Below are 16,739 nucleotides of genomic sequence, written 5' to 3'. Positions count from 1 at the left end.
GGTGATCACCGCTTCGGTCACTGGCTCGCCGAGGTAGTCTTCGGCGGTTTTCTTCATTTTCTTCAGGATTTCAGCCGAGATTTGCGGCGGAGCCATCTTCTGGCCGTTCACTTCAACCCAGGCGTCACCGTTGTCCGCCTTGGCGATCTTGTACGGCACCATTTGGATGTCTTTCTGCACGACGTCTTCTTCAAAACGACGACCGATCAGACGCTTTACCGCATACAGGGTGTTGTGCGGATTGGTCACGGCCTGACGCTTGGCCGACTGGCCGACGAGGATTTCACCGTCATTGGCATACGCGATGATCGACGGCGTAGTACGCGCGCCTTCAGCGTTTTCGATAACTTTAGCGACACCGTTTTCCAGAACCGAGACGCACGAGTTGGTGGTCCCCAGGTCGATACCAATAATTTTGCCCATCTTCACTCTCCCGAAACTTTGATAATCCCGCCGCTGATCGTTGTCAGCGGCGGTAGCACTAAAACGCTTGACTGTTTAATGGGGGCAGCTCGGCGAATTTCAAGCCTGCTCATCGATCGATGGCGGCGCTTCTACCGGCGCCTTGCTGACCACCACCATGGCGGGGCGCAGCAGACGACCATTGAGCATGTAGCCCTTCTGGAACACCTTGAGCACGCTGTTTGGCTCGACGCTGGTGCTTTCCTGCATCGCCATCGCCTGATGATGCTCGGCGTTGAACGGTGCACCATGCGGATCAATGGCTTCCAACTGGTGACGCTTGAGGGTGTCGCCGAACAGCTTGAGTGTCAGCTCCATGCCCTCACGTACAGCCTTGATCGCCTCATCATCAGGATTCGACAGTTCAAGACCGCGCTCCAGGCTATCCACCACCGGCAACAGGTCGTTGGCGAATTTCTCCAGAGCGAATTTGTGCGCCTTCTCTACATCCTGCTCGGCGCGGCGGCGCACATTCTGCAGATCGGCAGCCATGCGCAGCGACTGATCCTGCGCAGTAGCCAGTTGCTCTTCCAGCGCTTGCACGCGGGCAACCAGTTCATCGCCCGCAGCCGCTTCGGCAGCTGTTTGTACATCGGGGTTCTGCGTATCCAGGGTCTGTTCGTCAGCCATGCGTCTCTCCTCTTATAAATCCGACGCGAGCCTTAACTCACGTACCTGGCTGCTATATGGGGTCAAAAAATGTGGTTTCAAGGACAACAGACGGATTGTCAGCCCACAAAAAAACACTGTATAAATAACCAGACATGAACTTGGGAGGCCCTCGCCATGCTGGTGCACCTGTCCGTACATAACTACGCCATCGTTGAACACCTTGATCTAGAGCTGGACGCCGGCATGAGCGTGATCAGCGGCGAAACCGGTGCCGGCAAGTCGATCATGCTCGACGCCCTCGGCCTGACCCTGGGCGATCGCGCCGACAGCGGCGTGGTGCGTCCCGGCGCGGATAAAGCGGACATCCTCGCCAGCTTCGACCTGCACGACATCCCCGAAGCCCGCGCCTGGCTGGCCGAGCGTGATCTGGACAACGACGGCCCGTGCATCCTGCGTCGAGTGATCACCGCCGAAGGCCGCTCCCGCGGCTACATCAACGGCTCACCCTGCCCGCAAGGTGATCTCAAAGCCTTGGGCGAGCTGTTGATCGACATCCACAGCCAGCATGAACACCAATCCCTGCTCAAGCCCGATACCCACCGCCGCCTGCTCGACGAATACGCCGGCAGCCAGGAACTGGCGCGCCAGGTGCAGCTCGCTGCACAGCGCTGGAAACAGACGCGCAATGAGCTGGAACGCATCGCCAACATCGGCGACGAGCAACGCGCCCGCCACCAATTGCTCAGTTATCAGCTCGAAGAACTGGACAACCTAGCTTTGGGTGAGGACGAGCTAGAACAACTGGAGCAGGAACATAAAACCCTGACCAACGCCGAAAGCCTGCTCAGCGCATGCCGCCTGGTGATCGAGCAATGCAGCGAGAATGACGCTGGCAACGTGCTGTCCGCCCTGACCAGCAGCCTCAATCGCCTCAGCGCCTTCCAGGGTCAGCCCGGCGCACTGAGCGAAGCCACCAACCTGTTGGCCAGCGCCCAAATTCAGGTAGAAGAAGCCGTCGGCGAGCTGAACCGCTTTCTCGACCACTTCGACGCAGACCCCGAGCGCCTGCAGCAAATGGAAGAACGCCTGGACGCGATCTACACCCTGGCGCGCAAGCACCGCATCCAACCAACCGAGTTGGGCGCCATGCAGCAACAGCTGTTTGAAGAGCTGGAAAGCCTGAATGCCGACGACCAAGCTGCCGAGCGCCTGAGCGACGAACTGGCCGCCTTCGAGCGGCATTATCAGGAAAAAGCCAGCGAGCTGAGCACCCTGCGCAACAACGCTGCCAGCCAACTGGCCAGCGCGGTGGAGCTGGAAATGCAGAACCTCGGCATGCCGGGCGGGCGCTTCAACATCAAGCTAAGCGCTAACAGCAGCAGCGAGCCACACCCGAATGGCCTGGAGCAGCTGGAATTCTTGGTCAGCGCCAACCCTGGCCAACCGCTGAAAGCCCTGGCCAAAGTTGCCTCGGGCGGCGAGTTGTCGCGTATCAGCCTGGCGATTCAGGTGATCACCGCACAAACTTCGCGGGTGCCGACGCTGGTATTCGATGAAGTCGACGTCGGCATCGGCGGCCCCACCGCCGAAGTGGTCGGACAACTGTTGCGCCGGCTCGGCGAGCGCGGCCAGGTGCTGACTGTTACCCACTTGCCGCAAGTAGCCGCACAAGGTCACCAGCACTTATTTGTGCACAAAGTGCGCGACAGTGACGCCACCCGCACCGCTGTCAGCAAGCTAGACAGCGCGCAGCGTGTCGAGGAAATCGCACGCATGCTCGGCGGCGTCGACCTGACAGAGGAGTCATTGGCCCACGCCAGAAAGATGGTCAGCAGCGCTCAAGCCTGACCCCAAAACACAGCAAGAAAAAAGGCGACCCCAGGGTCGCCTTTTTCATATGCCAATCAATCAGCTCTTTTTACGCACATACAGCACAAGGTTGTGATCAACCAGCTCAAAGCCGTGTTCTTTGACGATTTCTTTCTGACGCTTTTCAATCTCGGCGTCGAAGAACTCGATCACTTCACCGGAATCGACACAGACCATATGGTCGTGATGGCCGCTGTCCGCCAATTCGAAGACCGCATGACCGCCATCGAAGTTATGACGAACCACCAGACCTGCTGCTTCAAACTGGGTCAGTACGCGGTACACAGTCGCCAAACCTACGTCGTCACCCGCCTCCATCAGTGCCTTGTAGACATCTTCAGCACTCATGTGACGCTGACCGGCAGAGTCGAGCATTTGCAGTATCTTGACCCGTGGCAGGGTCACTTTCAGGCCAGCCTTGCGTAGTTCGCTATTTTCAACCATGGTCTGCTTTCTCACGGAAGCGGCTTCGCAGCTTCCTTTATTGCGGGTATGATCCGGGGTTATATTGCCCAGCCAAGATAGTGGAAGTCGCCCACCGATGCAAAAAACCAAACTCCTGCTGACCAGCCTCACCCTTACGGGGCTACTCGCACTCGCCGGTTGTTCATTCCCCGGGGTTTATAAAATCGACATTCAACAGGGCAATGTCGTCACGCAGGACATGATAGACCAGTTGCGCCCGGGAATGACCCGCAAGCAAGTGCGGTTTATCATGGGCAACCCTCTGCTGACTGACACCTTCCACGCCAATCGTTGGGATTACCTGTACAGCATCCAGCCGGGTGGCGGTAAGCGCCTGCAGGAGCGTGTAAGCGTTAACTTCAATGCCGACGACCAACTGGTTGGCTTGTCTGGCGACTTTATGCCGGGCGTCAGCCGCGACCAGGCCATCCTAGGTGAAGACAGCGGCGTTACCACCCCGCAAGCCACTCAGCAGCCGCAGGTTGAAGAGAAACCCGCCCCAGGCTCGCTGCTTGAGCAAATTCAGCGCGAAGTGGACGACGTGAAAGTCGTGCCGGTACCGACTCCAGAGCCTCTGGAAAGCACACCGCAGTAACATTTGCTGATAAAAAGCCCGGACATGTCCGGGCTTTTTTATGCCTGCATCGCTGCTGGCTAACACTTCAGCACTTACTGCGCCGCATCCTCGGCCTTGGCTTGCGCCGCTTTGGCCGCACGCTGCTTGCGCACCTCTTTCGGATCGGCAATCAGCGGCCGGTAGATCTCCACCCGCTCACCCTCTTCCAGCACGCGCTCATCGGGTTTGCTCACTGCCTTACCAAAGATTCCCAACGGGCTGTTGTGCAGGTCCAGATCAGGAAAATGCGCCTGCATTCCGGACTGCACCGCCGCCTGCCGCACCGTGGTGCCATAAGGCAGGCTTAGGCGCAGCAGCTTCTGCTTGTCGGCAAGGGCGTAGACCACTTCGACCACGATGTTTGGCTTATCCATAGAGTTGCTTGGCCCTTTGGCAGAAAGCATCGACCAGAGTATTGGTAGCCTGATTGAACAGCGGCCCGAGGGTAGCCCGTACCAGAGGCCCGGCATAGTCGAAGGTCAGATCCAGGCTGATCTTGCAGGCTTTGTCGCCCAGCGCCTTGAACTCCCAATGCCCATACAGCTGGGTGAACGGCCCCTCGACCAGAGTCAGCTTGATCAGCTCGCCAGGCACTAGGGTATTGGCCGTGACAAAGCGCTGGCTCAAGCCGCCTTTAGCCACCGCAAGGCTGGCGCGCATATGCGTGTCGCTGACCTCAAGCACTTCACTGGCCGAACACCAGGGCAGAAACTGCGGGTAACTGGCCACATCATTGACCAGATCAAACAGCGCCCGCGCGGGATAAGGCAACAGCGCCGAACGCTGAATATGAGTGCTCATAACCCAACCACTTGGTTAAACAGGATGCAGGCGATCATTTGCTCAGCTCTGCGACAAACACGATCAGCACGCCAATTGGCGCGACTACACGAATCAACCAGTACACCACGCTGAACAGTAGCGGGCTTTTTATCGCCAGCTCTTCGCGCACTGCTTCACGCTTAAGCACCCAGCCGGCGAATAGGGCGAATGCCAGGCCACCGAGCGGCAACAGAATACGGCTGGTCAGGTAATCGATGGTGTCGAAGAAATTCCGCCCACCTTCGGCGCCCCATTGGAATAGGTGGAAACCATCCTCGCCAAAAACAAAGAACTTCGCTTCAGCCCCCAGGTTAAAGGACAGCACCGTACCCATACCGACTACCCAGCAGAGGAACGCCAGCACGCTGGTGACCAGCACCCGGCTGCGCTTGGTGCGCTCGACCAAATAGGCCACCGCCGGCTCCAGCATGGAGATCGACGAGGTCCAGGCAGCGATCAGCACCAGGATAAAGAACAGCGTGCCCATCACCTGGCCAAAAGCGATATTGCCGAACGCCACCGGCAAGGTGACAAACATCAGCCCTGGCCCTGCGCCAGGCTCCAGACCACCGGCGAAGACGATGGGGAACAGCGCCATACCAGCAGTGAGAGCTACTAGGGTATCGAGAATACCGACGGTGAGAATGGTGCCGCCAATCGAGGCGTTCTTCGGCATATAAGCGCCGTAGACCATGATCGAACCCACACCGACGCTCAGGGTAAAGAAGGCATGCCCCATGGCCGCCAGCACACCATCGAGCACACGATCCGGCTGGAAATCGAAGAGAAAGTGAAAGCCCTGCATAAAGTACCCAGTGGTCATGCTGTAGCCCAGCAGCACCAGTAGCAGCACGAACAGCAGCGGCATCATGATCCGCAGGCTGCGCTCAAGGCCGGCCACCACGCCACGGGCGATAACAAAGCCGGTCAGCAGCATAAACAGCGTATGCCATAAGGTCAGCCGCCATGGGTCGGCCGTCAGCGCACCAAACGCGGCGCCAGCACCCTCGGCACTAACGCCGGTAAACTGCCCGCCACCCATGCTGAGGATGTAATCCAGCGACCAACCGGCGACCACACTATAAAACGACAGAATCAGCAACGCCGCGATCATGCCCATCAGCGCTGCCCAGGACCATTTCGGCGAAGCACCCGACTCGATGGCCAGGGTCTTGAGGGTGTTCACCGGGCTCTGCCGGCCGCGCCGACCGATCAGGGTTTCGGCGAGCATGATCGGCAAGCCGACCATAAAAATGCACACCAGGTACATCATCACGAAAGCCCCGCCGCCGTACATGCCGGTCATATAGGGGAACTTCCAGATATTGCCCAAGCCAACAGCCGAACCAGTCGCAGCCAGAATAAACACCCAACGGCTGGCCCAGGCGCCGTGTATCGAAACCTTATCGTTCGCCATGTTCGGCTAGCCTGCTCTATTGAAAAAAGATCGCGCATTGTCGGGGATTCGCCAGGGCGGCTCAAGCACAGCCGACACCGCGCAGAGCCCAGCCTCTAAGCAGAGCCGATTTTGCCCTGCCGTACACATAGCGCCCGCGCCAGTGACTCCCTATAATGCGCGCCCTATGGCTAAACAAAAGAAACACCCACAAGGCACCATCGCGCAAAACAAGAAGGCGATGCATGACTACTTCGTCGAATCCAGGTTCGAGGCAGGCTTGGTCCTGGCTGGCTGGGAAGTGAAAAGTCTGCGCGCCGGCAAAGCTCAGTTGGTCGACAGCTATGTGCTGCTGAAAAACGACGAAGCCTGGCTGATGGGCTGCCACATCACTCCTCTGACGGCAGCGAGCACCCATGTGATCGCCGACCCAACACGCACCCGCAAGCTGCTGCTGAACAAGCGTGAGCTGGACAAGCTGTTCGGCGCCGTGCAGCAGAAAGGCTACGCCTGCGTGGCGATGTCGATTTACTGGAAGGCGCACCTGATCAAGTGCGAAATTGCCCTGGCCAAGGGTAAGAAAGACTTTGACAAGCGCCACACCGAGAAAGAACGCGACGCCGACCGCGAAGTGCAGCGCGCGATGCGCAGTAAAGGCAAAGACGAGTAAATCGACTCTGCACTAATGAAAACGCCCCGCAATGCGGGGCGTTTTCGTTGCAGCGTTCGGTTCAGCGCAACTCGCTAAAAGCCAGTTTAACGCCCAACCCCACCAGAACAGCCCCCATCAGCCGATCAAACCAGTGGCCCATCCGCGCAAAACCGGCACGCACGCGCTGATGGCTGAACAGCTGGGCGACCATGCAGAACCACAGCGCCGTGGCCACCGCCAGATAAACGCCGTAGCCCGCCTGTACCGGCAGCGGCGTATGCGGGTTGATCACCACGGTAAACAGCGAGAGGAAGAACAGCGTGGCCTTGGGGTTCAGGCCATTGGTTACAAAGCCCGCCACAAAGGCGGCACGCGGCGAGCGCTCACCTTCATCCAGGCTCAACTCGGCATCGCTCGGGTTTGCTGGCTTGGCCCGCAGCGCTCTGATGCCGATGTACAGCAGGTAAGCCGCCGCCAGCCACTTCAGGGCGTTAAACAGCACAATCGACTGCGACACGATCAAGCCGATGCCCAGCAGCGAATAGGCCACATGGATAAAAATCCCGCAGCCCACACCAATCGCACTGAAAATGCCAGCACGCCGCCCGTGCGCCACACTCTCGCGCACCACAATCGCGAAATCCGGGCCAGGGCTGGCCACCGCCAGCAAGTGGATCAGGGCCACAGCTAAAAACTCGGTCCAGTACATGGGGCGGCTCCGCGACGTCGAAATGATTCTGTTAGGCTCGCCACCTTACTCCCCGCTCAAACCCGCAGGATAGATACAGCTGATGAGTAACAGTCACCGCGCCGCCTTTCTCGACCACAACTCACTCGACCTGGGCGACCTCGACCTGTCCGGCCTGAGCGCCTGCTTTGCCGACCTACAGCTGTATCCGCACAGCACCCAGGCGCAAACCATCGAACGCCTGCAGGGCGTGCAGGTGGCGATCAGCAACAAAGTCCCGCTGAATGCCGAGGTGTTCGCCGCCTGCCCGGAACTGAAGCTGGTACTGGTGGCCGCTACCGGGACCAACCCGATTGATCTGGCCGCCGCCAGCGCCCATGGCGTCAGCGTATGCAACTGCCAGGGTTACGGCACGCCCTCGGTGGCGCAACACACCCTAATGTTGCTTCTTGCCCTGGCCACGCGCCTGCCCGATTACCAACAGGACGTTCGCGCAGGCCGCTGGCAACAGGCGCAGCAGTTCTGCCTGCTCGATCACCCGATCGTCGAACTGCACGGCAAGACCCTTGGCCTGCTTGGCCACGGCGAGCTGGGCGGCGCAGTCGCAAAACTAGCCGAAGCCTTTGGCATGCGCGTACTGCTCGGCCAGCTGCCCGGCCGCCCTGCGCGTGAAGACCGCCTGTCACTGGATGAGTTGCTGCCCCAGGTCGATGCGCTGACCCTGCACTGCCCGCTGAACAGTGACACCCTGAACCTGATCGACGCGCGCGAACTCAGCCTGATGAAGCCCACCGCTTTTCTGATCAATACCGCCCGCGGCGGTCTGATCAATGAGCAAGCCCTGGCTGACGTACTGCGCGCCGGCCACCTAGGCGGCGCGGCAACCGATGTACTGACCCAGGAGCCGCCGAAAGACGGCAATCCCTTGCTCGCCGCCGACATTCCAAGGTTGATCATCACCCCACACAGCGCTTGGGGCAGCCGCGAAGCGCGGCAACGCATCGTCGGCCAACTGAGTGAAAATGCTCAGGCCTTCTTCAACGGCACGCCTATGCGCGTTGTCAGCTAAGCTACGCGACTTTTTTCGAGGAGCGCTTATGGACCCGCGAAGCGAAGTACTGCTACGCCAGGCTGATCTATTCAACGGCCCGCTGCTTGCCGGTTTACCAGCAGATGATCTGCTTGGCCAACTTCCTGACGCCCACGGCTGGAGCTGGCATGCCGGCGAGCACGCACTGCTGGAAGCCCGTTTCAGCACTCGCTGTCACTTTGGCACTCAACCTGGAGAACGCGACTTCCAGGCAGCCGTGCTGTTTCTACCGAAGTCCCGCGAGCTGACCGAATACCTACTCAATGCCCTGGCGGCGCGCCTGAATGGCCGCGAACTGTTTCTGGTCGGTGAAAAACGTGCCGGCATTGAGCGCGCCGCCAAGCAGCTGGCGAACTTCGGTCAAGCACGCAAGCTCGACAGCGCGCGGCACTGCCAGCTCTGGCAAGTACGGGTTGAGTACGCACCCGCCGCGCCGGATCTGCGCAGCCTGGCACAACGCTACGAACTTGTCCTAACCGACGGACCGCTGCAGGTGCTTAGCCTGCCGGGCGTATTCAGCCATGGTCGCCTGGACGTAGGCAGTGCCCTGCTACTTGAACACCTCGATGGCTTGCCCAGCGGACATATTCTGGATTTCGGCTGCGGAGCCGGCGTACTCGGCGCGGCGCTGAAACGCCGCTACCCAGACAGCCAGATCACCCTGCTGGACGTGGACGCTTTTGCCGTCGAAAGCAGCCGCCTGACTCTTGCTGCCAATGGCCTGCAGGCTGACGTGATCAATGGCGACGGCATTGATGCGGCACCCACGGGCCTGAGTGCCATCCTCAGTAACCCGCCCTTTCACCAAGGCGTGCACACTCACTACCAGGCCACCGAACACCTGCTGCGTCAGGCCAGTCAGCACCTGACCAGCAAAGGCGAATTGCGCCTGGTGGCTAACAGCTTTCTTAAATACCCACCACTGATCGAACAGCACCTCGGCCCCTGCCAGACCCTGGCCGACGCCAAAGGCTTTCGCATCTACCGCGCCAGCAATAGCTAAACGGGGCTTGCCCTATCATGGATGCGCGGGCAGAATGCGCGCGTCCTAGGGGAGTAGTCTCCCGCGAGCGCCAGCTCGCCCGGCACGCGTCAACATACTTGCTCAGCAGAGCATGGCGCGTGCGACCCAAGGCCCACCCAGTGGGGCCTGCGGTTTGACAAGACCTATGACACGCACACCTTACCCGGGGCGGGAAGGCTGTACGTGTCATAGCCATGTCGACCCGCCCCTTTAGGAAAGCCTGATGCTCGAATCCCTGTTTGTCCCCACTTTTATCGTGGCCTTGGCCGAAATCGGCGACAAAACGCAGTTGCTCGCTTTACTGCTGGCTGCGCGCTTTCGCAAACCGTGGCCCATCATTTGGGGCATCGTGGTCGCCACCCTGGCCAACCATTTTGCGGCCGGCGCCATCGGCAACTGGGTTGCCAGCTTCTTCTCCCCCGCCACCTTGAGCTGGATTCTCGCCGCCAGTTTTGTAGCTGTGGCCCTGTGGACACTGATCCCAGACAAACTGGATGACGACGAAAGCTCCAAGTTCAAGCGCTACGGACCGTTCCTGACCACCCTGATTGCCTTCTTCCTCGCGGAAATGGGCGACAAAACCCAGGTCGCTACGGTGATGCTGGCCGCGCAGTACCCGTACTTTGTTCTGGTGGTCATTGGCACAACCCTCGGTATGCTGATTGCCAACGTGCCAGTGGTACTGGCCGGCAACTTCGCGGCGGAACGCCTGCCACTGACACTGATCCGCCGTGTGGCCGCCTGTGCATTTGCGGCGTTGGCGGTGTATGCGGTGTACCAGGCACTGAAATTCAGCGGGCTTGTCTGACAGTCAGTTGACGCCAGGAGACTGGCGTTTCGGCCAATACCTCGGCTTCCAGGCGGCTGCTACAGTGCGCAACATTCTGCCCACACAGCCGTCAGGGAGACGCCCATGTCACTGGATGATCGGAAAAAACTGGTCCGCCACCATATCGACCTGTCCTGGAACAAAGGCCGCACGGCGCTGGCAGAACAACTGCACAGCAAAGACTTTCTCTATAAGAGTTCGTTTATTGGCAGACCGCTGACCAGCTCTGCCTTTGCCCAGATGGTGCAGGACATCCGCCATGCCATGCCGGACCTGCAGGTGGTGATCGAGGAGTGCATCGCCGAAGGCAACAAAGTGGTCACCTGGAGCACCTTGATCGGCACCATCCAGAAACCCGCACTCGGCTACCCGCCCAGTGACAAGGTGCTGAGCATCTCAGCCATGGCCTTCTGGACCATTACCTCCACTAATGAAATTCAGGAAATCTGCACCATGTTTGACATGGAGAGCTTCCGCTCACAATTGGGCCTGGCCACCCAACCCTTTGCGGCCAAAGCCTTGCCCTGATCAACAAACACCCAATAAAAAGCCCCCATTTGGGGGCTTTTTGCTTAACGCGGATTAGCGTGCCTGCTCATACAGCGGCATCACCTTGGGAATAGCTGCCTGCAGAGACGCGATACGGCTATTGGATGACGGGTGCGTGCTCATGAACTCAGGTGGCGAACCTTCACTGGCGGCGGCCATCTTCTGCCACAGGCTGACCGCAGCATTGGGGTTGTAGCCACCCCGGGCTGCGAGCTCCAGGCCAATCAGATCCGCCTCGTTTTCATTGCCACGGCTGTTTGGCAGCATCATGCCGTACTGCACGGCGGCGTCGGCGAGCGCCAAACTGTCGGAACCCAACCCCAGCAAAGCACCGGCGCCCTGCTTGGCCAGTTCAACACCATAGGCTTTGGACATGGACTCACGGCTGTGCTCGCGCAGTGCGTGGGCCATTTCGTGCCCCATGATCGCGGCGATTTCATCGTCAGTGAGTTTGAGCTTTTCGATGATCCCGCTGTAGAAAATGATCTTCCCACCTGGGCCGCAGTTGGCGTTCAGCTCAGGGCTTTTGATCAGGTTGACCTCCCACTGCCACTGCGCCGCATCCGGGCGAAACAACGGGGCATGCTTGATCAAACGGTCGGCAATGGTGCGCAAGCGCTTGGCATTGTTACTGGTTTTATCCAACACACCCTTGCTGGAGGCTTCACCCAGGGTCTGCTGATAGGACTGCGCATACATCTGATTGACTTCTTGGGTCGAGAGCATGCTGAACATGTACTGCTTACGCTCGACACCGACAGCGCCGCCGCTAGTGGTGTTTACGGCCTGGCAGGCCGTCAGCAGGCTGCAGAGCGCCAAAGCGGCCAGACGAAATGGGGTATTCATGTCAGTTCTCCTTCACGACAGGGACCGTATGCTAGGCCGTGCACCTGGGCAACACAACCCGCAGGCGCTGCAGAATGGGCCGCCGTACACGTTGCTAAATCACAGAATCAAGCTAATGCTTTGAAGCTACACAGCCGATATACCAGGGACAGGTGTAACCCGTAGTTGAGGAGTCCCTATGCGATTCAAATCGATCCAGTCTTCCGTTGCGCTTATGGCGGGGGCCAGCATTCTGGCTGTTATCGTCGCATTGGTACTCTACGCCCTGTTCGCCGGGGGGCGTACCCAGACCCAGGTGCAAGAGCGCACCCAAGCGCTGCTCGAAACAGTGATTGATCAGCGCCTGAACGCTCTGGCTCAAGCCCAGGTTGGCCAACTGCAGCGCCAATTCGAACGCCCCATGACCGTTGCCAAATCCCTGGCCACCCTCAACAGCCAGATGGCCAGTGCCGATGGCAGCCCCGGTATCAGCCTGACTCGCGAGGAACTGAGCAAGCTGGTCAGTGAGTACCTCAAGGTCAACCCAGAACTCATCGACCTCTATATCGGCTGGGAACCGAACGCGTTCGACCAGGACGACGACCTGTATGTTGACCAAAAAGAGAATGGGTACGACAGCACCGGCCGTTTCATGCCCTGGTGGTACCGAGAAGGCGACCAAATCAAGCTCGACGCACTGACCGTTGAGCAAATGGAAAGTGAAGAAATTCAACCCACCGGGGTGCGCACAGGCGAGTATTACCTGTGCCCCAAGGAAACTGGCAAACCCTGCGTAATTGACCCCGCCTCCTATGACTTTGGCGGTAAGCAGGTGCTGGTTGCCGCCTTCAACGCGCCGATCATGGTCAATGGTCAATTCCGCGGCGTAGCTGGCAACGACCTGGCCCTGGACTTTATTCAGGAGCTGCTCACAACCGCCAAGGCCGGGTTGTATGACGGCGCCGGGGAACTGGCCTTGATTGCATCCAACGGCACCCTGATCGCCGCAACCCAGGACGCTACATTGATTGGCCAGCTGGCAAGCAAGGCGATTGATGCCGAGCTGCTGAGCCAGCTCAAGCAGAGCAGCAATGAGCAGCCAATCAACAAACTCGACGAAGAGCGCCAACTACTCCAACTGCTGCTGCCGTTCCAAGTGGCTGGCACCTCGACACGCTGGACCCTGGCCATCGTTCTGCCAACCAGTGCCGTGTTTGCGGACCTGAATGAGCTGCAGGCCGGCCTCACTGAGCAGGCCGAAGCAGATACCTTGGGCATGGCATTGGTGGGTTTACTGGTTGCAGGCCTAGGCATGCTGGTGATCTGGTTCGTCGGCTATGGCATCGCCCGCCCACTGCGACAGATGGTGGTCATGCTCGACGACATTGCCAAGGGCGATGGCGATTTGACACGTCGTCTGGACGTGAACCGCAGCGATGAACTGGGCGATATCGCTAGGGGCTTCAACACCTTCCTCGGTAAGCTACAAAGCATGATTACCCAGGTGGTCAGTTCGGTGCAGAAAGTCAGCGACTCTTCCGAACACACCGCCGACATCGCCATCCGCACCAACACGGGCGTGCAGAAGCAGCTGGCGGAGATCGAGCTGGTCGCCACCGCCGTACATGAAATGACCGCGACCGCCCAGGACGTGGCGCGCAACGCCACCCATGCCGCCGAAGCCGCCAACCATGCAGACCGCGCCGCCAATCAAGGCAAACAGACAGTGCAACACACCGCCGAGGCAATTGCCGCCCTGGCACAAGAAATTGGTCGCGCGGTCACCGTGGTGCAAACGCTGGCCAAGGACAGCGAGAATATCACCGCCATCCTGGTCGCCATTCGCGGGATTGCCGAGCAAACCAACCTGCTGGCACTCAATGCTGCCATCGAGGCCGCCCGTGCAGGCGAACAGGGTCGCGGCTTTGCCGTGGTAGCCGATGAGGTGCGCAATCTGGCGCAGAAAACCCAAAAGGCCACCGAAGAAATCCAGACCATGATCCAGCAACTGCAACAAGGCACTCGCGATGTCGTAACGGTCATGGAAGACAGCCAGAGCAAGACCGAGGTCAGCGTGCAGCAGGCCAGCCAGGCCGCCGAGGCACTGGAGTCCATCACTCAGGCGGTCTCGGTGATCAATGACATGAACACGCAGATCGCCAGCGCCGCCGAGGAGCAAAGTGCGGTGGCCGAAGACATCAACCGTAACGTCACCAACATTGGCCAAGTGGCCAATGAAGTGGCCGGTGGCGCCGATGAAGCCAGCCAGGCCAGCGCCGAATTGACCCAACTGGCCGAACAGCAACGTCGCTTGATCAATCAGTTCAAGGTTTGACTACGCGTAAGCAAAAGGGCGGACTGCTATGCAGTCCGCCCTTTTTTTTGCACCTTGTTAATAATCTAGGCCGGCGTCAGGCACTCAGGCGCATCCAGCTTGGGATCATTGATCAAATTGGCCAGCACCCCCTCACGCAGCGCCGGTTGCGGGCTCGCCAATAAAGCCTGCAACTCAACAGCCGGTGTATCGGCAGCTAACCAGGCCGCCTGACCCGCGTCATCGAGAATCAGCGGGCGGCGCTGGCTAGCAGCCGCCTGAGTCACCACTGCGGCGCTCAAATAGACACACCCCTCCACCGGATAAGCCTCCCATAAAGCGGCGAAATACAGCGGCGTGGCATCACCCGTAAGCCAGTACGGGCGCTTGCGCGCAGTGCCGCGCCACTCATAAAAACCGTTGGCAGGGAGTAGGCCGCGGCGCAGACGAAACGCCTCACGAAACATCGGCTGTTCCGCCAGGGTTTCCGCTCGCGCCTGGGCGGGGGTCTTGGTCAGATCCGTAAGCCAGGGTGGGGTCAGCCCCCAGCGTGCACGCGTCAACTGGCGCTCGCCCTCGACATTGCGCAGCAGCAACACCTGACTATGCGGCGAAATACTCCAGTGCGGTAACTGATCAGCAGGAAAACCGGGAATCGCCGCAAATGTAGGCGTCCAACGGAACAGGGCATAACGTCCACACATGGGGAAACTCGATAACACTTGAAGGAAAGGCCGCAGGGCAGAAGCGCTACAGACCGCAATCAGCAGAGCAACGTACCTTGTAGGATATCCGGCTCATCGCCGGGCAGAGGCAGGGCGGCATTGTACGCGGCGATCAGCTGATGCGCGCGGTGCGCTTGGTCATCCTCCACCATCACACCAAGCAGACCACAGGCCGGCAACTCACCCACAGCGCCGGCCAAGTGCTGCCCAGTGAGGTAGGCCTCGATCCCTTCACTGGCCAGCATGCCCAGCAGCAGCTCGCCCTCCATCAGGTCTTGCGGCTCGTAGATTCGCTGCATCAATCATTCTCCCCGCGCACGTCCAGGCTCCAGTCCTCGCCATCCGTCTGCAGCGAAAACACAATCGGCCGGCAGCACACCGGACAGTCTTCGATGTACTCCTGATCGCCTGCCGACAGGTCGAGCAACGCCTCAGCCTGCTCACCACAATAAGGACATTGGTAGTCCTGACTTTCCAGCATCGCTGCCTCCTTGTGACTTGGCGTTATAATCGCCGGTCTATAGCTGGCCCTGCAGTCGCGTGTGATCCCGTATCGCGCCCGACGTTCAGCGCAGTGAGCATATCCACAGCCACCCACAACAAGAGAGCATGATGGGCGAATTCGATGCCATCCGACCTTACGCCGACGCCGAAGTTCCTGCCGTGTTGGCGCGCCTGCTGGCCGACGATGCGTTTCTCGGCATCCTCACTCAGTTCCGCTTCCCGCGCCTGGCATCTTCGCTAGGCTGGCTGCTTAAACCACTTATAGCCTATCGCCTGCGTCTTGAGTTTCGCGACGTGAGTTCAGTGGCGCAATTACAGACGCGTATCGAGAGCTATGTCGATCGCACCATCGAGCAGGCGACCGATGGCGTGAGCTATTCCGGTATAGAACACCTGCAAGCCGGTAACGCTTATCTGTTTCTGGCTAACCACCGCGACATCGTCATGGATCCGGCGTTCGTCAACTATGCGGTGTACCACGCCGGCCTGCCAACGCCGCGTATTGCCATCGGCGACAACCTGCTGCAGAAGCCCTTTGTCAGCGACCTGATGCGCCTGAACAAGAGCTTTATCGTGCACCGTTCGATCAGCGGACGGCGCGAGAAGCTGGCGGCTTACCAATTGCTGTCGGCATACATCAATCACTCGATCCGCAATGATGGCGAGTCGATCTGGATCGCCCAGGCCGAAGGCCGCGCCAAGGATGGTGATGACCGTACCGATTCGGCGATCCTCAAGATGTTCCATATGAGCCGCAAGGGTGAGCCATTCGCCGAAGTGATCAATGCCCTACGCCTGACTCCGGTGTCGATCAGCTACGAGTACGACCCCTGCGACCAAGCCAAGGCTCGCGAGCTGTTTATCCGCGCCAGCAGCGGCAGCTACACCAAAGCGGCGGGCGAGGATGACCAGAGCATTGCCCTCGGCATTACGGGCTACAAAGGTCGCGTGCATGTGCACTTCGGTGCACCGGTCAGCCAAGGGATTGAAGACAGCAAACTGCTGGCTGCGGAAATGGACAGGCAGATTCTCACCGGCTACCGGCTATTTCCTGTGCATTACCTGGCCTACGCCATGTGGGCGGATCGCGACCTGGAACTGGCCGTGCCCAGCGCCGCAGACGTATTTCCTGCCGAGGAGCTCAGTGCGGCCAAGAGTGAGTGGCAGCGGCGCCTGGCCAACTGCCCGAGCGAGCAGCAGCCCTATCTGATTCTGCAATACGCCAACCCGGTGCGTAACCATTACCGGATCAAGGCTGGCCTGCCGCTTTAGGCAAACCGCGGCAATAAAAAACGGC

General features: G+C 59.5%; 20 protein-coding genes, 1 pseudogene and 1 riboswitch. Of the genes and pseudogenes, 10 read left to right on the top strand and 11 right to left on the bottom strand.

What is annotated here, in order from left to right; translation table 11 throughout:
• Positions 1 to 423, bottom strand: a 423-nt coding sequence (locus CUR33_RS12110) for an Hsp70 family protein (protein ID WP_289239795.1), incomplete at its 3' end; no start/stop codon positions are given.
• Positions 424 to 522: 99 nt separating this feature from the next.
• On the bottom strand, positions 523 to 1,092 hold the full coding sequence (gene grpE / locus CUR33_RS12105) for a nucleotide exchange factor GrpE (RefSeq protein ID WP_289239794.1): 570 nt from the start codon (positions 1,090 to 1,092) through the stop codon (positions 523 to 525).
• 156 nt (positions 1,093 to 1,248) lie between these two features.
• Between grpE and recN the strand changes: the two genes are divergently transcribed.
• On the top strand, positions 1,249 to 2,922 hold the full coding sequence (gene recN / locus CUR33_RS12100) for a DNA repair protein RecN (protein WP_289239793.1): 1,674 nt from the start codon (positions 1,249 to 1,251) through the stop codon (positions 2,920 to 2,922).
• A 60-nt stretch (positions 2,923 to 2,982) separates the two neighbouring features.
• Here the strand turns inward: recN and fur are convergent, their stop codons facing one another.
• Positions 2,983 to 3,387 (bottom strand): ferric iron uptake transcriptional regulator, encoded by a 405-nt coding sequence (gene fur, locus CUR33_RS12095; RefSeq protein WP_090255961.1) that lies wholly within the window; start codon positions 3,385 to 3,387, stop codon positions 2,983 to 2,985.
• Positions 3,388 to 3,484: 97 nt separating this feature from the next.
• Here fur and CUR33_RS12090 point away from each other — a divergent pair, with 97 nt between their 5' ends.
• Positions 3,485 to 4,003, top strand: coding sequence for an outer membrane protein assembly factor BamE (locus CUR33_RS12090; RefSeq protein WP_090255960.1), 519 nt, complete (start codon positions 3,485 to 3,487; stop codon positions 4,001 to 4,003).
• Between the two features lie 74 nt (positions 4,004 to 4,077).
• Here the strand turns inward: CUR33_RS12090 and CUR33_RS12085 are convergent, their stop codons facing one another.
• From CUR33_RS12085 to CUR33_RS12075, 3 genes are read right to left on the bottom strand one after another with little or no spacing between them, the layout of a single operon-like run.
• Positions 4,078 to 4,398 (bottom strand): RnfH family protein, encoded by a 321-nt coding sequence (locus CUR33_RS12085; protein WP_289239792.1) that lies wholly within the window; start codon positions 4,396 to 4,398, stop codon positions 4,078 to 4,080.
• Positions 4,391 to 4,825, bottom strand: a complete 435-nt coding sequence (locus CUR33_RS12080) for a type II toxin-antitoxin system RatA family toxin (protein ID WP_160015947.1) — start codon at positions 4,823 to 4,825, stop codon at positions 4,391 to 4,393. Before CUR33_RS12080 ends, CUR33_RS12085 begins: the two co-directional genes overlap by 8 nt.
• Positions 4,826 to 4,859: 34 nt before the next feature.
• The gene (locus CUR33_RS12075) at positions 4,860 to 6,263 is read right to left on the bottom strand and encodes a sodium-dependent transporter (RefSeq protein WP_289239791.1); all 1,404 of its coding nucleotides are present in this window, start codon (positions 6,261 to 6,263) and stop codon (positions 4,860 to 4,862) included.
• A 166-nt stretch (positions 6,264 to 6,429) separates the two neighbouring features.
• On the opposite strand from CUR33_RS12075, the gene smpB reads away from it, so the two are divergent.
• Positions 6,430 to 6,912: an SsrA-binding protein SmpB gene (gene smpB / locus CUR33_RS12070; RefSeq protein ID WP_090255207.1), complete on the top strand. Its 483-nt coding sequence runs from the start codon at positions 6,430 to 6,432 to the stop codon at positions 6,910 to 6,912.
• A 61-nt stretch (positions 6,913 to 6,973) separates the two neighbouring features.
• On the opposite strand, the gene CUR33_RS12065 is transcribed toward smpB, so the two are convergent.
• A complete protein-coding gene (locus CUR33_RS12065) occupies positions 6,974 to 7,603 on the bottom strand; it encodes a LysE family translocator (protein ID WP_167147709.1) in 630 nt (209 codons plus the stop codon).
• Between the two features lie 82 nt (positions 7,604 to 7,685).
• Here CUR33_RS12065 and CUR33_RS12060 point away from each other — a divergent pair, with 82 nt between their 5' ends.
• The 4 genes from CUR33_RS12060 to CUR33_RS12045 all read left to right on the top strand — a co-directional run bounded on the left by CUR33_RS12060 (position 7,686) and on the right by CUR33_RS12045 (position 11,053).
• Positions 7,686 to 8,651 carry a 2-hydroxyacid dehydrogenase gene (locus tag CUR33_RS12060; protein ID WP_289239790.1) on the top strand — a complete coding sequence of 322 codons (966 nt, stop codon included), beginning with the start codon at positions 7,686 to 7,688 and terminating at the stop codon, positions 8,649 to 8,651.
• 28 nt (positions 8,652 to 8,679) lie between these two features.
• On the top strand, positions 8,680 to 9,675 hold the full coding sequence (locus tag CUR33_RS12055; RefSeq protein WP_289239789.1) for a class I SAM-dependent methyltransferase: 996 nt from the start codon (positions 8,680 to 8,682) through the stop codon (positions 9,673 to 9,675).
• Between the two features lie 36 nt (positions 9,676 to 9,711).
• Positions 9,712 to 9,843: riboswitch (yybP-ykoY riboswitch) on the top strand.
• A 76-nt stretch (positions 9,844 to 9,919) separates the two neighbouring features.
• Entirely contained in the window at positions 9,920 to 10,504 is a 585-nt protein-coding gene (locus CUR33_RS12050; protein ID WP_289239788.1) for a TMEM165/GDT1 family protein, read from the top strand.
• Positions 10,505 to 10,609: 105 nt separating this feature from the next.
• The gene (locus CUR33_RS12045; RefSeq protein WP_090255216.1) at positions 10,610 to 11,053 is read left to right on the top strand and encodes a ketosteroid isomerase-related protein; all 444 of its coding nucleotides are present in this window, start codon (positions 10,610 to 10,612) and stop codon (positions 11,051 to 11,053) included.
• A 54-nt stretch (positions 11,054 to 11,107) separates the two neighbouring features.
• On the opposite strand, the gene CUR33_RS12040 is transcribed toward CUR33_RS12045, so the two are convergent.
• Positions 11,108 to 11,920, bottom strand: a complete 813-nt coding sequence (locus CUR33_RS12040) for a M48 family metallopeptidase (protein WP_289239787.1) — start codon at positions 11,918 to 11,920, stop codon at positions 11,108 to 11,110.
• Positions 11,921 to 12,098: 178 nt separating this feature from the next.
• Between CUR33_RS12040 and CUR33_RS20715 the strand changes: the two are divergent.
• Positions 12,099 to 13,376: pseudogene (locus CUR33_RS20715) on the top strand (HAMP domain-containing protein); the annotation flags it as partial.
• 15 nt (positions 13,377 to 13,391) lie between these two features.
• On the top strand, positions 13,392 to 14,234 hold the full coding sequence (locus CUR33_RS20710; protein WP_372239961.1) for a methyl-accepting chemotaxis protein: 843 nt from the start codon (positions 13,392 to 13,394) through the stop codon (positions 14,232 to 14,234).
• A gap of 65 nt (positions 14,235 to 14,299) precedes the next feature.
• Here the strand turns inward: CUR33_RS20710 and CUR33_RS12030 are convergent, their stop codons facing one another.
• From CUR33_RS12030 to CUR33_RS12020, 3 genes are read right to left on the bottom strand one after another with little or no spacing between them, the layout of a single operon-like run.
• A complete protein-coding gene (locus CUR33_RS12030) occupies positions 14,300 to 14,917 on the bottom strand; it encodes an SOS response-associated peptidase (RefSeq protein WP_289239785.1) in 618 nt (205 codons plus the stop codon).
• A gap of 59 nt (positions 14,918 to 14,976) precedes the next feature.
• Positions 14,977 to 15,237, bottom strand: coding sequence for a putative signal transducing protein (locus tag CUR33_RS12025; protein ID WP_289239784.1), 261 nt, complete (start codon positions 15,235 to 15,237; stop codon positions 14,977 to 14,979).
• The gene (locus tag CUR33_RS12020) at positions 15,237 to 15,419 is read right to left on the bottom strand and encodes a CPXCG motif-containing cysteine-rich protein (protein ID WP_160088736.1); all 183 of its coding nucleotides are present in this window, start codon (positions 15,417 to 15,419) and stop codon (positions 15,237 to 15,239) included. The genes CUR33_RS12025 and CUR33_RS12020 overlap by 1 nt, the downstream gene beginning before the upstream one ends.
• Before the next feature lie 128 nt (positions 15,420 to 15,547).
• Here CUR33_RS12020 and CUR33_RS12015 point away from each other — a divergent pair, with 128 nt between their 5' ends.
• Positions 15,548 to 16,714, top strand: coding sequence for a 1-acyl-sn-glycerol-3-phosphate acyltransferase (locus tag CUR33_RS12015; RefSeq protein WP_289239783.1), 1,167 nt, complete (start codon positions 15,548 to 15,550; stop codon positions 16,712 to 16,714).
• The last annotated feature ends 25 nt before the right edge of the window (positions 16,715 to 16,739 follow it).

Origin of the sequence: Pseudomonas sp. FEMGT703P (assembly GCF_002786345.1) — a bacterium.
GTDB classification, from domain to species: Bacteria; Pseudomonadota; Gammaproteobacteria; order Pseudomonadales; family Pseudomonadaceae; genus Aquipseudomonas; species Aquipseudomonas peli.
This window is presented reverse-complemented; position numbering and strand designations above follow the sequence as displayed.